General features: G+C 71.2%; 10 protein-coding genes. 8 read left to right on the plus strand and 2 right to left on the minus strand.

What is annotated here, in order from left to right:
* Positions 1–115: 115 nt before the first annotated feature.
* From FS825_RS12445 to FS825_RS12455, 3 genes are all read left to right on the plus strand, one after another.
* A complete protein-coding gene (locus FS825_RS12445) occupies positions 116–5,515 on the plus strand; it encodes a DUF6531 domain-containing protein (protein WP_186377221.1) in 5,400 nt (1,799 codons plus the stop codon).
* A gap of 14 nt (positions 5,516–5,529) precedes the next feature.
* Positions 5,530–6,210: a hypothetical protein gene (locus FS825_RS12450; RefSeq protein WP_144713459.1), complete on the plus strand. Its 681-nt coding sequence runs from the start codon at positions 5,530–5,532 to the stop codon at positions 6,208–6,210.
* 324 nt (positions 6,211–6,534) lie between these two features.
* Entirely contained in the window at positions 6,535–6,864 is a 330-nt protein-coding gene (locus FS825_RS12455; RefSeq protein ID WP_186377222.1) for an Imm26 family immunity protein, read from the plus strand.
* A 334-nt stretch (positions 6,865–7,198) separates the two neighbouring features.
* Here the strand turns inward: FS825_RS12455 and FS825_RS12460 are convergent, their stop codons facing one another.
* The gene (locus FS825_RS12460) at positions 7,199–8,422 is read right to left on the minus strand and encodes an alpha/beta hydrolase family protein (RefSeq protein WP_186377223.1); all 1,224 of its coding nucleotides are present in this window, start codon (positions 8,420–8,422) and stop codon (positions 7,199–7,201) included.
* Positions 8,423–8,445: 23 nt separating this feature from the next.
* Here FS825_RS12460 and FS825_RS12465 point away from each other — a divergent pair, with 23 nt between their 5' ends.
* The 5 genes from FS825_RS12465 to FS825_RS12485 all read left to right on the plus strand — a co-directional run bounded on the left by FS825_RS12465 (position 8,446) and on the right by FS825_RS12485 (position 14,402).
* Positions 8,446–9,030 (plus strand): DUF3000 domain-containing protein, encoded by a 585-nt coding sequence (locus FS825_RS12465; protein WP_144713465.1) that lies wholly within the window; start codon positions 8,446–8,448, stop codon positions 9,028–9,030.
* Positions 9,023–10,402 carry an HRDC domain-containing protein gene (locus FS825_RS12470; protein ID WP_395886142.1) on the plus strand — a complete coding sequence of 460 codons (1,380 nt, stop codon included), beginning with the start codon at positions 9,023–9,025 and terminating at the stop codon, positions 10,400–10,402. Before FS825_RS12465 ends, FS825_RS12470 begins: the two co-directional genes overlap by 8 nt.
* 104 nt (positions 10,403–10,506) lie before the next feature.
* Positions 10,507–11,739, plus strand: coding sequence for a thiolase family protein (locus tag FS825_RS12475; RefSeq protein ID WP_222126933.1), 1,233 nt, complete (start codon positions 10,507–10,509; stop codon positions 11,737–11,739).
* Positions 11,740–11,741: 2 nt separating this feature from the next.
* Positions 11,742–13,880 (plus strand): 3-hydroxyacyl-CoA dehydrogenase NAD-binding domain-containing protein, encoded by a 2,139-nt coding sequence (locus tag FS825_RS12480; protein ID WP_144713758.1) that lies wholly within the window; start codon positions 11,742–11,744, stop codon positions 13,878–13,880.
* Between the two features lie 165 nt (positions 13,881–14,045).
* Positions 14,046–14,402 (plus strand): hypothetical protein, encoded by a 357-nt coding sequence (locus FS825_RS12485; RefSeq protein ID WP_144713469.1) that lies wholly within the window; start codon positions 14,046–14,048, stop codon positions 14,400–14,402.
* 208 nt (positions 14,403–14,610) lie between these two features.
* Here FS825_RS12485 and dxs read toward each other — a convergent pair whose 3' ends face one another.
* Positions 14,611–16,539, minus strand: a complete 1,929-nt coding sequence (gene dxs, locus FS825_RS12490) for a 1-deoxy-D-xylulose-5-phosphate synthase (RefSeq protein ID WP_144713471.1) — start codon at positions 16,537–16,539, stop codon at positions 14,611–14,613.
* Positions 16,540–16,557 lie beyond the last annotated feature (18 nt).

Here is a 16,557-nt window from a genome sequence, read left to right on the forward strand (position 1 = left end):
CGGCGCCAGCTGGCACCGCGCCTCCCGTCCGTCGACGGTCCCGTCCTCCATCTGGAATGTCACCGGAGATCGTGCCAGGATGGCGTCGTCACCATCTGGGGGAACGGAAGACGACATGGCGAAGATCCACGGCAACGATCCGACCGGCTACTCGTACGCATCGGCGGACGCGCTCAAGGCCGCATCCCGCGCACTCGCTGCCTCGATCGGCGAGCAGACGGCATCCCGCGCCTCGGCGGTGACGACCGCGAAGCGCGAGTTCCGCGGGTACTTCGCGGAGGCGTTCTCGAACAACGCCGACGTGGCGAGTCGGAGTGCGGGCAAGCTCGCCGACGCGCTGCGGTCCCTCGTCGGGTTCGTCGGGGAGCTCCGCGACGCCGCCGAGCAAGAGGACCAGCGCCGGGCGGACGCCAAGGCGTGGGAGGCACGGAAACGTGAGCGCGAGCAGAACTTCTTCGTGGGAGCCGCTCACGAGGTGTCGACCTGGTTCGGCGCCGAAGACGACCCGAAGCCCCGCGATCCCGAACCCGAGCCGCGTTTGCAGGCCGACGAGGTCTCGGTGCGTGGACGTACCATCCCCGCTGCTGGAGGCGGTGGCGGTGGAACGTCGTCGGCGACCTCGGCCGATCTGCGCTCGTTCGCCTCGGTCGTACGCGGGACGGACGCCTCCCTGGCCGGGGCCGTCACGTCCCTCCGGAGGGCGCTGTCCGACTACGAGTCGGACTGCAACCCGTGCTGGGGAACGCTGCACGCGCAGTCCCTGGTCACCGCGGTCCAGGACTGGCTGACGGCGAACGGGACCGACGCCTCGTGGGCCGACACCGTCGCCGCGCAGTTCGAAGCAGCGGGTGGCGGTGCGGGCCCTGCGACACTGTCCGACGCCTCGATCGCGGCAGCCCTCGCCGCTGCTGGGATCGAGGTCGGCCGCGACGACTTCACCATCGGTCCGTTCTCCGCGATGGGCACCCCACCGACGAACGGGTTCGCGGACGACCCGGTGAACACGGCGACCGGGAACTTCCTCGAGCCTGAGACGGATCTGTCCTTCGCGGGCCAGGCCTCGTCGCTGCTGTTCACCCGCATGTACAACTCGCTCGACAGTCGAGTCGGGGTGTTCGGGCTCGGGTGGTCCTCGATCCTCGACGTCCACCTCGAGCTCAGCGACGACGCGGCGTCGGTCGTGTTCGACGACGGCCGGCAGGTGGACTTCCCCCGACGAGGCGACGGTTGGAGTCGTGCGGTCGATGACGACATGTGGCTCCGAGCCGAAGGGAGCTCACTCGTCGTGTCGGACAACGCCGGCGGTCGGTGGGCGTTCTCGCCGTCCGGACGCTGGCTCGGCAGCGACCGCGGAGCGGGCACCACCGTCACCGTGCGGCGCGATGAACAGGACCGGATCACTCGGCTCACGCACGCCCACGGGCGGTTCGTCGACGTCGAGTACTCCGAAGACCGCGTGGTGTCGGCGACCGCGTCGGACGGGAGACGAGTGGAGTACCACTACGACGCCGCCCGCCGACTCGTTCGCGTGGGGGACCTCGTCGGCGATCGGCGGTACCGCTGGAACGACGAAGGACTCATCGACCGGGTGACCGCGTCGACCGGTGTGGTGGAGTGCGAGAACACCTACGACAGCCGTGGACGGGTCGTGGAGCAGCGCACGCCGTTCGGACGGCGGGTGCGGTTCGCGTACCTGCCGGGCCGGGTCACCTCGGTGTCCGACGTCGACGGCGCCCACGACAACACCTGGATCGCTGACCGCAAGGGCCGTGTCGTCGGGATCGTCGACGCCGACGGTCGGCGTCAGAGCATGTCGTACGACCGGCACGGCAACCTCGTGTCGGTGGTCGAGCGCGATGGTCAGGTGACCGTGCACGGCTACGACGACCGCGGGCGTCGGATCCGCACGATCACGCCGGAGAACGCAGACCTTACGTTCGGGTACGACGAGCAGGACCGGTTGACGACCGTGGTCACCGCGGACGGTGGGGTCGTCGCGTACGAGTACACCGGCGAGGACCGGAACCCCTCCGTCGTCGACGACCCCGTCGGCGGACGCACCGTGCTCGAGTGGCGCGACGGCCTGCTCATCCGGACGACCGACCCGACCGGCGTCGTCCTCACGTTCCACCACGACGCCGACGGCGAGGTCGTCGGCATCGAGAACGCCATCGGTGACACCGCCCGGTTCCTCCGCGACGACGCCGGCCGGATCACCGAGGCCGTCACGCCGCTCGGCAATCGGACCCGTTTCCACCACGACGACGCGGGCCTGCTGACCACCAAGGAGGACCCGGACGGGTCCGTCTGGAGGTTCGAGCACGGTGCCGGAGGCCGGGTCACCGCGACGATCGACCCGACGGGCGCCCGCACCGAGTTCGCGCACGGACCGCACGGCGAGGTCGTGTCGACCACGGATCCGCTCGGTCGTGTCATCACGAAGGGGTTCGACGCGTTCGGGAACGTGTCGACGATGACGCTGCCCGACGGCGCCGAGTGGACGTTCGTGCACGATGCGCTCTCCCGCCTCGGGGCGGTGGTGGACCCGGCCGGCGGCACCTGGACGCGCGAGTACGACGCGGTCGGCGCATTCGGTGCCGCCGTCGACCCGACGGGTGTCCGCACCGAACAGCACCGATCGCGGCCCGACGGCGTGTCCACGGTTCGTGACGCCTTCGAAGCCGTGTCCGTGACGACCGACGAGTTCGGGCGTCCGACCAGGCTCGAGCACGCGGATGCGTCCGCGGAACTCACGACGTACGACGCTTGCGGTCGACCGATCGAACTCCTCGACGCGGACGGCGGCCTCACCCGGATCGAGCGCGACCTCGCCGGACGCGTCGTCGGGGTCACCACCCCGGCGGGACGCACCACCCGGTACGAGTACGACGCGTGCGGCCGACCGGTCTCAGCCATCGACCCCGCCGGCGCTCGCACCACACTGACCTACGACGCAGACTCGCGGGTCGTCGCTCGCACCCTACCGACCGGCGAGGTCGCCCGGACTGGGTACGACCGCCAAGGTCGGGTCGTGTTCGCGGACATCCCCGGAGTCGGTAGCGCACGGTACCGGTACGACCGCGTCGGACGCGTGGTGTCGGCGCAGGACACCCGCTTCGGCCAGCGGGCCTTCCGGTACGACGCCGCCGGACAGCTCGTCGCGGCCGTGAACGGGCTCGGGGGCGCCACCCGCTACGAGTACGACGCACGCGGGCGGCTCGTCCGCACCGTGGATCCGCTGGGCGGGGTGACCGTCCGGACGTACACGCAGCTCGACAAGGTGGCGTCCTCCACCGACCAGCTCGGACGGACGACCACCGCGACCTACGACGCTGCGGGACGTCAGCTCACTCAGACCGACCCGGACGGCACCGTGCTGCGGTGGGAGTACGACGCGGCCGGTCGCGAATCCGCGCAGTACGCGGGCGACCGGCTGATCGGCCGCATAGACCGCGACGCCCGCGCCCGCACGGTGACGATCACCGACGACACCCGTCCGGGCTCCCCCACAGCCCACGTCCTCGAGTTCAGCCGCCTGGGGCAGCTCGTCCGCCGTTCCACCGGCGCTCGCGAGACCCGTTGGACCCACGACGCCGACGGCCTCCGCACCTCCCTCGACGCGCCGGACGGCTCGACGACCCGGTACGAGCACGACGCTGCGGGCCGCATCTCCCGCGTCGAGCACTCCGCCTTCGGCGAGGTCCGGTACGAACACGACGCGGCCGGGCGGCTCCTGCAGGCCCGTACGAGCGAGTGTCTGCAGACCTGGGAGTACGCGAACGGACACGTCGTCCGACACACACGCATCGACGCGGACGGCACGCACGTCAGCACGATCGCGCGCGACGTGGACGGCCGGATCACCGGTGTTCACGGCCCCCGCAGCAGCACCACGTACGAGCACGACGACGCCGCGCAGCTGGTCGCGGCCGTGCCGGACGGCCGACGGACGGACTGGGTCTACGACACCGCCGGGCGCCTGGTCGAGGAGCGGACTGATCCCGGAACCCGGCGATTCGCGTACGACGCTGCCGGGCAGCTCGACCGCGTCGACACCGCAGAGGGCTCGCCCGAAGCACAGTACGTCCACGACGGCGCGGGTCGTCGGGTGCGGGCGATCCGAGCGGATGGGGTCACGACCACCTACGGCTGGACCTCGCGAGGTCAGCTCACCAGCGTGACGCATACCACCGCGGCTGGCAGCTCCACGACGGAGCTGCACGTCGACGCACTCGGCGACCTCGCCCACGTCGACGGGGTCCCGATGGACTGGGACACCGCGGCGTTCGCCCCGACGCTGCTCGCCGTCGGAGGCACACCGGTCGTCCGTGCTCCCGGCGGGCTCACCGGCGTCGACGCGCGTTGGACCGCCAGCGGCCGACGGACGACGAGAGCCACCGACGACGCCGACCCCTGGCGGACGCTCGCAGACCTCGATGGGGTCGGCCTGCCCAGCGGCATCGCCATCGGCACGGACGGAGCGCTGCAGGTCGCTGGACTCGAGTGGATGGGTGCTCGCGCTTACGACTCGTCGTCGCGCGGGTTCCTGTCCGTCGACCCGGTCAGCGCTCCCGCAGGTGCCACCTGGGCCGGCAACCCGTACTCGTTCGCCGGCAACGATCCGCTGCACGCCATCGACCCGCTCGGACTCGCGCCGATCACGGACGCCGAGCTCGAGGCCTACGCGGCGGCACAGCAGGGGCCGCTCGCACGTGCTGCGGCGGCCACCGGCGACTGGTTCGCGGACAACTGGGAGTACGTCGCCGGAGGCGCCATGGTGGTCGCGGGTGGGGTCCTCGTCGCCACCGGCGTCGGCGGTCCCGTCGGCATGATGCTCATCAGCGCCGGCGCGGACACCATCGTCCAGAAGGCCACCACCGGCGAGGTGAACTGGGGGCAGGTCGCCGTCAGTGGGGCGTTCGGCGCCGTGGGTGGTGGCGCGGCCGCGCTGATCGGGAAGCACCTGCTCGGCAACGCGGCCGAGGGCGCGGTCGAGAACATCGCGAACTACGCGGTGAGTGGGCAACCGGTCACGCCCGGAGGCCTGCTCAGGAATGCTGCCGAGGGTGCGGCGACCTCCGCTGCGACCGGCGGCATGATGTCGAAGGTTCACCTGCCGACCTCCGTGGCGAAGCTCGGCGACGAAGCGGCCACACCCCCCACTTCGATCTACAGGGGCGTGAACGAGAGCCATCACGCCTACGAAGCCGCCACCGAAGGTTCTGCCTGGCCCGGCGACATCTTGGGGCACAGCGACGGCCGAGCGCACGCTCTCGGTATGACCGAAGACAGCAACCTGACCAGTTGGACGACCAATCGCTCTGTGGCGGAGCGCTTCGCTTCGGACGGCAGCGGTCAGGGAGTTCTCACTCCTGGAGGTCGTGGGGTGATCCTGAGTACGACCATGGAGGAGCACGCCCATCGGATCGTTCCCGGTCCAGACGCCCTCGGAGAATCTGAGGTACTCATCCGAGGCGTGGTCTCTGACGTGAAGGTAGAAAGGTACGGCCAGTGACTGATGCACCGTCCATGACCGCAGCCGAGCTCCGAACGATGCTCGCTCGTGGTGTCGAACCGGTACCGCGCGAGGTCCTCCACGCGATCGACCGTCTGGTGGCTGTGGACGCGTCGGTCGATGTCGTCGCGATGCCAGCGGCCTCACTGGCGAAGATGATCGACAAGACGTACGCCCGTTCTACAGAAGGACTGGCACGAGTCGCGGACGAAGTTCGAGCATTCGATGGCGAGTTGGTGCGTCTGTGCCGAGCAGAAGCAAACGGGAACGTCCTGCTGGTGGTCCTCGCAGCGACGACACCCACCGTTGTCAGCGCATTCGTACACGATCGAGGCGAGCCACAAAGCACCCTCGAGCGCGCACAACTCGAACAGCTGCTGCATCGATCGAACGTTCCCAATCGCAGTGTCGCCGAAGATGCGCTGCAAGACCTCTCCCCCGAAGCAGAATTCGCGTTGCACCGCCAAGACGCAACTCGGACCGCACGGACGTTCGAACAGAAGTACTCCGCCGCCATTCGGAGCGGCGTTGATGTCCGAGGACTCGATGCGTTCGTTCTCGCCCTGCGAGACCAGAACGGCGAGGCAGTTCTCTTGTTGGACCTGCCCGCGCCGGATGGCGCGCTCATCATCGGCGTCCGCGAAGACCGATCAGAGATCCTGGCTGTCTTGCACATCCGCGGATTTCCGACCTGATTCAAGCACGTAGCTGTCTCCGGAAAGCGGCCGAAGGGGGCGCCCACGTCCGCAACCAACACAAAACTGCTCCTTCGCAGGCCCAGTGGCGCGAACAGAGTGAGTCTCCATGTCTGATGATCGGCATCAGATGAGCAAAAGAATCTTACTGCGCGGCGGGAGGAAGTCCGCGTCGAGGTGGAGCCCACCGGACGATATCCAAATGGCTCAGTAAGGAAAAGAAAGCGAATCGCCTCCGCACGACCGCATCCGACCGTGTCCGGGCGGCCGCACTCAACGGCAACTCCTGCCGTGCAGGGTCAAGTGCGAGCGAGGAAGTCCGCGTTGAGTGCGAAGCAACAGGTCTCCAGGGTCGAGATCGGCGACGTGTTCGCCATCCCCCTCGGCGACGGGCGAGCCGCACTCGGATACGTCATCGGCAAGCACAAGAGCGCGTTCTACGCCATCGTCCTCGATCTGACAGTGCCCGAAGACGCTCTTCAGGACCTGGACCTCAGCAACGTCGCCGCAGCGCCTCCGCTCATAGCCCGGATCACGTTCGATGCTCGATCCCAGCCCGGCACGTGGCGGATTGTGGCAACCGCGGGCCGGATCGGCGACGGTTCTTGGCGGCGTTCAGCTTCGAATCAGACGATCACGACGGAGTGCAGGTGACCGACTTCGACGGGACGAGAGCACGCCGAGCCGAAGGACGCGAGGCGACCGAGGTCCCGCGACTCACGATCGATTCACCGATCGTCCTGGAGAACGCGGTCCGTGCCCATCACGGCTTGAACCGTGGCTTCCGCCGTACGACGACCTCCGGTGTCACCCCACCCCCACGTCGGCCGAACCGTTCGGCGTCTGGCGGTGCCCGGGCCGCACCACGAGCGGACGGGAGCGCGCGGGGCCAGCTGGCACCGTCCCCCCCAGGCACGGCCGTCACCCCGCTGGAGCGGTGCGCCGGTACCGGCTGGTGCGGCCCACCTCCAGTCCGTCTGCCGTGCGTCTACTGCGCGCGCGTCGCCTTCGATGTCTGCACCACTTCGGTGAGCCACGCGATGATCCGCGCGTCGAACCAGTCCGCATCGTGGTTCCAGAGCTTGGTGTGCCGCGCGGTCGTCTGGATCTCGAGCCGGACGAGGTCCGGTCGGGCCTCGGCGAGGGCGTGCGACGCCGAGGACGGCACGAAGCCGTCGTCGTCGCTGTGCATGAGGAGGATCGGCACGTGCAGTTCGTCGGCGCGCGCGACCATGTCGAGCTCTCGCAGGTCCAGGGGCTGCCGGAGCCCGGTAAGCCGGTGCAGCACCGGCGTGCGGAGGAGTCGCTGCGCGACCTTCCGGACCGGGCGCGGCAGGCGGAGCAGCTGGCTCTGCGACTTGAGGACGGCGTGCCAGTCGACCACGGGCGACTCGAGGACGATCCCGTCGACGAGGTCGGCGAACCGCGACCGGACGAGGGTCTGCAGCACGACGGCCCCGCCCATCGACCACCCCATCAGCACGACGCTCGTCGCGCCCCGACCGGCGAGCCAGCGGAGGACCGCGTCGATGTCCTCCCACTCGGTGCTACCGAGGCCGTAGCGGCCGTCGGCGCTGCGCGGGGCGACGCCGTCGTTCCGCCAGCTCGCCAGCACCACGGAGTACCCGGCGGCGCGGAAGACCGGCACCGCGCGGATGGTCTCGGCGCGGGTCACGCCACGACCGTGCACGAGGACGGCCCAGGGTGCGTCCGGGTCGTCGGCACGGATGATCCACGCGGGCGCCGGACCGTTCGGGGTGGGGACGTCGACGTCCTCCACCGGGACGTCGAGCTCCCCGGGGGTGAGGTAGAACCAGCCACCCCACCGGCCGCGACGGGCAGCGGTGGGGTCGCCGGCGTCGATCGCGATGATGCGTCGCGTGACGGAGGTGTCGGTCGTCCCGAGGACCTCGCCGACGCGCATGTGTCCGGTGCCGCCACCGAACCAGAGGCTGTACCGGCCCTGCAGCTCGGTGTCCGCGGTGCGTTCGAGCGTGACGGTCATCCGGATCGGGTCGACGGCGTGGATCGGCACCCGTTCGGTGCGCTTCCGGTCCGGTGTGACGACCGCGCGGGCGACCGCTGCGACGAAGCCACCGACGACCGCCGTGGTGACCGCGGCCGCCGCGACACCCGCCCCGAGGGCGACCAACCCGGCCGATCGTGCGGTCTCCTGGAGGACGTCCTCGGCGGGTCGCGCGGATCGGGACATGGTCCGGAGCCTAGTCTGCATTCGTGTCCGAAACCCGAGAGCCCGACGCCTTCGCGCGGCTCCGTGCGTTCGTGGCGTCGGGGGGTACCCGCGCCGAGACGACGATCACCGAGATCCCCTCGCCGTCGCGCATCGCGCCGTTCTCGATCGCCCTGGCGGCGGACGTCTCGGGTGCAGCGCACGGCATCGACTCCGACCTGGGGACCGGGCGCTTCATCGCCCTGCACGACCCCGACGAACCGGAGGGGTGGGGCGGCGCGTTCCGCATCGTCAGCTTCGCCCAGGCACCGCTCGAGCCGGAGATCGGTGTCGACGAGTTCGTCGCCGACGTGACGTGGAGCTGGCTCGTGGACGCACTCGCGGCGCACGGGGCCGCGTACGACCACGCCTCCGGCACGGCGACCAAGATCATCTCGCGGGGGTACGGCGACCTCGCGGCGCAGGGCGACGGGGCGCAGCTCGAGCTGCGCGCGTCGTGGACGCCGCGGGACGCGGACCTGACCGCCCACGTCGAGGCCTGGGAGGAGATCGTCGCGATGCTCGCCGGTCTGCCGCCCGCGTCGGATGGCGTGACCCTGTTGGCCCCGAGGAGGCTCGCCCGTGACTGACCCCGCCGTTCCAGCGGTCCCCGCGGCGCCGGGCGGTGCGGGCGGCTCGTCCGGTCCCGACGGTGCCGCCGCCGCGACCACCCCGGACGGCGTGGCCGCGTCGGCGGCTCCGGCCGCGTCGGCGGCTCCGGCCGCGCCGGCGGCTCCGGCCGCGCCGGCGTTCGAGGCGTCGCACGAGGCCGTCAAGGTCATCGACACGCGCGAGGAGTACCTGGAGGCGGTCGCCGCGATCGCCGCCGGACACGGCCCGGTCGCCCTCGACGCCGAGCGCGCCAGCGGCTACCGGTACTCGCAGCGCGCCTACCTCATCCAGGTGTTCCGCCGCGGTGCCGGCGCGTTCCTCTTCGACCCGATCCCGATCGGCGACTTCACCGAGCTGCAGGACGCCATCGTCGACGAGGAGTGGCTCTTCCACGCGGCATCGCAGGACCTCCCGTGCCTGCAGGAGGTCGGCCTCGTCCCGACCCGCATCTTCGACACCGAGCTCGGGGCCCGCATCGCCGGGTTCCCGCGGGTCGGTCTCGGCGCGGTCGTCGAGCAGCTGCTCGGGATCACGCTCGCGAAGGCGCACTCGGCCGCGGACTGGTCGACCCGTCCGCTCCCCCAGTCGTGGCTCGTGTACGCGTCGCTGGACGTCGAGCTCCTCCCCGACCTCCGGGACGCCCTCGCGGCAGTGCTGGAGGAGGCGGGCAAGACCCGCATCGCCCAGGAGGAGTTCGACGCCGTGCTGCACCGGGCGCCGAAGCCGCCGCGTGCCGAGCCCTGGCGCCGGCTCTCCGGCATGCACGCGCTCCGCGGCGCCCGTGCCCTCGCGATCGCCCGCTCCCTCTGGACCGCACGCGACACGTACGCCCGCGAGGCCGACATCGCCCCGGGCCGGACCGTCCCCGACGCCGCGATCGTCGCGGCGGCTGCGGCCAACCCCGCATCGAAGGGCGAGCTGAGCGGCGTCAAGGCGTTCACCGGCCGCGCCAGCCGCTCCGAGCTCGACCGGTGGTGGGCCGCCGTCGAGGAGGGTCGCACGACCGAGGACCTCCCGAAGCTCCGCGGCGCCGGCGAGGCCACGCTGCCACCGCCCCGCGCCTGGGCCGACCGCAACCCGGCCGCCGACCGGCGCTACAAGGCCGCCCGTGCCGCGGTCGTCGCCCGCGCCGAGGAGCTCGACCTCCCCGTCGAGAACCTCCTCACGCCGGACACCCTCCGCACGGTCGCGTGGGAGCCGCCGACGCCGATCGCGACGGAGACGGTCGGCGCCGTGCTCGCCGCGCACGACGCCCGTCCGTGGCAGGTCGAGGAGACGGCGTCGATCATCGCGCACGCCTTTGTCGCTGCTGCACAGGACCCTGCTGCCGAGAGCAACACGCAGTCGTAGGAACGCCCCAACCGGCATGCGTCCGCCCAGGCTGAGGGCATAGCGTCGTGTCCGTCGCCGGGGGAACCCGGCCGGTCGGGGTGGAACGTGCCCCGACCTGATCGATGAGGATCTGGAGGCCCAGATTGCCCAAGGCAGCAGACGTCGTCTTCGTGGACGGTGTCCGGACACCGTTCGGACGAGCCGGTGAGAAGGGGGTGTTCTGGAAGACCCGCGCGGACGACCTCGCGGTGCACGCGATGCGCGGACTCCTCGACCGGAACAGCTCGCTGGACGGGGCAGCGGTCGACGACGTCGCCGTCGCCGCGACGACCCAGCAAGGCGACCAGGGGCTCACGCTCGGCCGGACCGTCGGGATGCTCGCGGGCCTCCCGAAGACCGTCCCCGGCTACGCCATCGACCGGATGTGCGCCGGCGCCATGACGAGCGTCACCACGCTCGCCGGTGCGATCGCCTTCGGCGCCGCGGACGTCGCGATCGCCGGCGGTGTCGAGCACATGGGCCGACACCCGATGGGCTTCAACGCCGACCCGAACCCGCGCTTCGTCGCGGAGCGTCTGGTGAACGGCGACGCCCTCGTCATGGGCAAGACGGCGGAGCGGCTGCACGACCGCTTCCCCGCGATCACGAAGGACCGCACGGACGCGTTCGCCGTCCAGTCGCAGCAGCGCTACGCCGCCGCGTGGGCAGCGGGCAAGCTGCAGCCGGACGTCGTCCCGGTCGAGGTGAACACCGGTGAAGGCTGGGACATCGTGTCCAGTGACGAGCCGCCCCGGCCCGGCACCACCCTGGAGGCGCTGGCCGCCTTGAAGACGCCGTTCCGGCCCCACGGACGGATCACCGCCGGCAACGCGGCGGGCCTCAACGACGGCGCCACGATGAGCCTGCTCGCGTCGGAGGACGGTGCGAAGCAGCACGGCCTGCCGACGAAGATGCGCATGGTCTCCTTCGCGTTCGCCGGCGTGGACCCCGAGGTGATGGGCATCGGTCCCGTCCCCGCGACCGACAAGGCCCTCGCGAAGGCCGGACTGTCGATCGACGACATCGGGCTGTTCGAGATCAACGAGGCGTTCGCCGTCCAGGTGCTCGCCTTCCTCGACAACTACGGCATCGCCCAGGACTCCGCGAACGTGAACGCCTGGGGCGGCGCGATCGCCGTCGGGCACCCGCTGGCGTCGAGCGGCGTCCGCCTGATGAACCAGCTCGCGGCGCAGTTCGCCGAGCGTCCCGACGTCAAGTACGGCATCACCACGATGTGCATCGGTCTCGGCCAGGGCGGCACCGTGATCTGGGAGAACCCGAACTTCAGCAAGTCCGCAGCACGGAAGGCGGCGTGAGCATGACCATCGTCGACAACGACCGGCTCCTCGCGCTCAGCGAGGACGAGGTCGTCACCCACTCGTACGTCAAGCACGTCGCCCTGCCCTCCGGCGGGACGCTCGCGCTCATCACGCTCGACAACGGCAAGGACTACAAGCGACCGTCGACCCTCGGGCCGCGCACGCTGCACGAGCTGTCCGGGGTGCTGGACACCCTGAAGACCGAAGCGGCGGCCGGCACGGTCCAGGCGGTCGCGATCACCGGCAAGGAGTACTGCTTCGCCGCCGGCGCGGACCTCTCGCAGGCGGCCGCCGTGCCGTCGCGGGAAGTCGCGCACGACCTGGCCGCCCTGGGCCACGCCACGCTCCGGAAGCTCTCCGACCTCGGTGTCCCGTCGTTCGCGTTCATCAACGGGATCGCGCTCGGCGGCGGCCTCGAGATCGGCCTGCACTGCACCTACCGCGTGTTCTCCTCGGCGGCGCAGGGCATCGGTCTGCCGGAGGTCTTCCTCGGCATCATCCCCGGCTGGGGCGGCGCGACGCTGCTCCCCCGGTTGATCGGCCCCGAGAAGGCGCTGCGCGTCATCGTCGAGAACCCGCTCAAGAACAACCGGCTGCTGGACGGTCCGGCTGCGGTCGAGCTCGGCATCGGCGACGCCCTCATCCCGTCGGTGACGTTCCTGCCCTCGGCTGTGGCGTGGGCCGACGGCGTCGTCAGCGGCCGGACCAAGGTCGTCCGGAAGAACGAGCCCGGCGTGCTCGAGAAGGCCGCGTGGGGCACGGTCGTCAAGGTCGCCCGCGGACAGGTGGCGTCGAAGATCGGCACCGTCCCGAAGTCGCCGTTCCGGGCGCTCGACCTCGTCGCCTCGGCCAAGTCGGGGTCCCTCGACGACCGCTTCGCCGACGAGGACGACGCCCTCGCCGACCTCATCTCCGGCGACCAGTTCGCGGCGTCGATGTACGCCTTCGACCTCGTGCAGAAGCGCGCGAAGCGTCCGGTCGGTGCTCCCGAGGGGGTCGAGCCGAAGAAGATCACGAAGGTCGGCGTCCTCGGCGCCGGACTCATGGCGTCGCAGTTCGCGCTGCTCTTCGCCCGGCGGCTCGGTGTCCCCGTCGTGATCACCGACGTCTCGCAGGAGCGGGTCGACGCCGGGGTCGCCCGGATCGGCGCGTCCGTCCAGGAGCTCCTGACGAAGGGCCGCATCTCCCCCGACGACGCGAACCGCATCACCGCCCTCGTGTCCGGATCCGTGTCGTACGACGCGTTCGCGGACGCCGACTGGGTGATCGAGGCCGTGTTCGAGGAGATGACCGTCAAGCAGGACGTCCTCCGTCGGATCGAGGCGGTCATCGCGCCCGACGCGATCCTCGCCACGAACACGTCGTCCCTCTCGGTGGACGAGATGGCGTCGGTGCTGACGAACCCGGAACGCCTCGTCGGCTTCCACTTCTTCAACCCGGTCGCGGTCATGCCGCTGCTCGAGGTCGTGCAGGCGTCGAAGACCTCGGACGAGGCCCTCGTGACCGCCCTCGCCGTGGCGAAGACCCTCAAGAAGACCGCGATCATCACCGCCGACCAGCCAGGCTTCGTCGTGAACCGGGTGCTCGCCCGCGTCCTCGGCGAAGCGATGCGCGGCGTCGAGGAGGGCACCCCGTTCGACGTCGTCGCCCAGGGTGCGGCGCCGCTCGGTCTGCCGATGTCGCCGTTCGAGCTGCTCGAACTCGTCGGGCTCCCCGTCGGCGCGCACGTGCTCGACTCGCACCACGCCGCGTGGCCGGAGCGCTTCTACCCCGGTGACGGGCTGAAGAAGATCGCCGAGTACGGGCACATCCTCACGCGCGACAAGAAGGGCAACGCGACCGGGTACGACCCCGCTGCCGTGAAGCTCGTCGCGCCGGCTCGCCGTGACGCCTCGCCGGTGGACGCGGCGACGATGCAGCAGCGGTTCGAGGACGCCCTCGCGGACGAGCTGCACCGGATGCTCGCCGACGGGGTGGTGCAGCACGTGGAGGAGATCGACCTCGGTCTCATCCTCGGCGCCGGCTACCCGTTCCAGGCGGGCGGGATCAGCCCGTACCTCGACCGCTCGGGTGCGTCCGAGCGCGTGTTCGGCGGTTCGTTCCACGACCCGCTGATCGTCGGCCCCGCCTCGCGCTGACGCGGCGCTCGGCGCTGGCCGCCCGGCGCTGGTCGCCCGGCGCTCTGCGCTGGTCGCTCCGCGCCACGGAACCGACGTCGAACCAGGCACACCGCCCGGTTCGACGTCGGTTCCGTGGTTCGACCCGGACGTCGGCGACCGGGCCGCGAGGCGTAGCGTGCAAGCATGACGCAGGAGTGGTGGGCACCGAGGCCCTCGACGGACCGTCCCAGCGTCGTGGTGCCGGTCCCGCTCGCCGACGTCCCGGCGCTCCTGCAGCGGGCCGTGGACGCCGTGCCCGGGGCTGCCGCGATGGAGATCCGGCCGGACGGTGCCGTCGTCGGCCGACGCACCTCGTTCGCCCTCCGCGCCGAGAACATCGTGTTCGCCTTCCACCGGGAGACGGCGACGAGCGCTCGGGTGGAGATCCTCCGCGAGGGTCGCGACGGCCTGTCCTACGGCCAGGTGCTCTGGGTCACGCCGATGGCCCGGGCGATCCTCGCCGGACTGCGGTCGGGCGCTCCGACCGCGCCGTCCGCCTGACCTCGTCGCGTCGCCGCTACCGGGAGGCCCGTCCCCGCGCGGAGCCGCGCGCGCCGAACGTCGGGGCGCGGGCGCGGCGCGTGGAACCACGGAACCGACGTCGAACGGCGCCCGCGGCCCGGTTCGACGTCGCATCCGTGGTTCGACGCCCGGGCGCCGAGCCGCCGCGCCCGCGCGCCAGCGCCGCGCGTCAGCCGCGCCGCGCGCGTCAGCGGTCCGCGGACTCCCGCGACCGCGCCGGCTTCGCCTGTGGCAACTTCGTCCCGACGACCTGGTCGATGACGTCCCGCGCGATCGCCTGCGCCGTGAGCCCGACGTCCGCGAGGATCTGCGACCGCGACGCGTGCTCGATGAACTCGTCCGGCAGGCCGAGCTCGTTCACGCCGGTGTCGACGCCGGCCGCCCGGAGGTCCTGACGCAGCCGCGTGCCGACCCCGCCGACCCGGACCCCGTCCTCGATCGTGATCACGAGCCGGTGGTCCCTCGAGAGGTCGATGAGCGACGCCGGGATCGGCACCACCCATCGCGGGTCGACGACGGTCACGCCGATGCCCTGCCCCTCCAGCAACTCCGCCGCGTCGAGCGCGACGGGCACCATCGACCCGACCGCGACGAACAGCACGTCCGGCGACGACTCCGCGTCCCGCAGCACGTCGACGCCGTCGGGCAGCCGGCGGAGCGCGGGGACGTCCGGCCCGACGGAACCCTTCGACCAGCGGAGGACGGTCGGGGCGTCGTCGACGGCCACGGCCTCGTGGAACTCCTCGCGCAGTGTCGCCGCGTCCCGGGGCGCCGCGATCCGGATGCCCGGGACGACCTGGAGGAGTGCGAGGTCCCACATGCCGTGGTGTGACGGCCCGTCCGGTCCGGTGATGCCGGCGCGGTCGAGGACGAACGTGACGCCCGCCTTGTGCAGCGCGACGTCCATGAGCACCTGGTCGAACGCGCGGTTGAGGAACGTGGCGTAGAGGGCGACCACGGGGTGCAGTCCCCCGTACGCGAGCCCGGCCGCGGTCGTCACGGCGTGCTGCTCGGCGATCCCGACGTCGATCACGCGCGACGGGTGCCGCTCCTGGAACAGGTGCAGCCCGGTCGGACGGAGCATCGCAGCGGTGATGGCCACGATCCGCTGGTCCGACGCCCCGACGTCCGCGAGCGTCGACGCGAACACCGACGTCCACGACGGCCCCGACGACACGTCGAGCGACTCACCGGTCTCCGGGTCGATGTGCCCGACGGCGTGGAACTGGTCCGCCTGGTCGCGGAGCGCCGGCTCGAAACCGTGCCCCTTCTCGGTGATGGCGTGCACGATCGTCGGCGCGCCGTACTCCTTGGCCTGCCGGAGTGCAGCTTCCATCGCGCGCTGGTCGTGCCCGTTCACCGGACCGATGTACTTGATGTCGAGGTTCGAGTACAGGGCCTCGTTGTTCGTGAACCGCGACAGGAACCCGTGCAGGCCACCGCGGACCCCGCGGTAGAAGGCGCGTCCCGGGGCACCGAACCGTGCGGCCGCGGCCTGCGACTTCTCGAACAGGGCGCGGTACTCGCGACGGGTCCGCACCGAGCTGAGGAAGCGCGCCATGCCCCCGATGGTCGGCGCGTAGGAGCGCCCGTTGTCGTTCACGACGATCACGAGGCGACGGTCGTTGCCGTCCGAGATGTTGTTGAGCGCTTCCCAGGTCATCCCGCCGGTGAGGGCACCGTCGCCGACGACGGCCACCACGGTGCGGTCGGCCTGTCCGGTCTGCACGAACGCGCGGGAGATGCCGTCCGCCCAGGACAGCGACGAGGACGCGTGCGAGGACTCCACGATGTCGTGCTCCGACTCGCTCCGCTGCGGGTAGCCGGCCAGACCCCCGCGCTCGCGCAGGTGCGAGAAGTCCTGCCGCCCCGTCACGAGCTTGTGCACGTACGACTGGTGCCCGGTGTCGAAGACCATCGGGTCGTGCGGCGAGTCGAACACCCGGTGCATCGCGAGCGTGAGCTCGACGACGCCGAGGTTCGGTCCGAGGTGCCCGCCGGTCTTCGCGACCTCCGCCACGAGGAACCGCCGGATCTCCGCCGCCAGTTCCGTCATCTGCTGGTCGGACAGGCGCTTGAGGTCGCGCGGCGACGTGATGCTCGAGAGCAGACTCACGGGCGCTCCTTTCGTGGG

The sequence above is a fragment of the Curtobacterium pusillum genome (assembly GCF_007680845.1).
Classification (GTDB): Bacteria; Actinomycetota; Actinomycetes; order Actinomycetales; family Microbacteriaceae; genus Curtobacterium; species Curtobacterium pusillum_B.

Excerpts from the sequence above, each read along its gene's own strand:
- FS825_RS12485 (WP_144713469.1), top strand. The coding sequence starts at position 14,046 with ATGACGCAGGAGTGGTGGGCACCGAGGCCCTCGACGGACCGTCCCAGC.
- FS825_RS12480 (WP_144713758.1), top strand. The coding sequence starts at position 11,742 with ATGACCATCGTCGACAACGACCGGCTCCTCGCGCTCAGCGAGGACGAG.
- FS825_RS12445 (WP_186377221.1), top strand. The coding sequence starts at position 116 with ATGGCGAAGATCCACGGCAACGATCCGACCGGCTACTCGTACGCATCG.
- FS825_RS12475 (WP_222126933.1), top strand. The coding sequence starts at position 10,507 with ATGAGGATCTGGAGGCCCAGATTGCCCAAGGCAGCAGACGTCGTCTTC.
- FS825_RS12460 (WP_186377223.1), bottom strand. The coding sequence starts at position 8,422 with ATGTCCCGATCCGCGCGACCCGCCGAGGACGTCCTCCAGGAGACCGCA.
- FS825_RS12450 (WP_144713459.1), top strand. The coding sequence starts at position 5,530 with ATGACCGCAGCCGAGCTCCGAACGATGCTCGCTCGTGGTGTCGAACCG.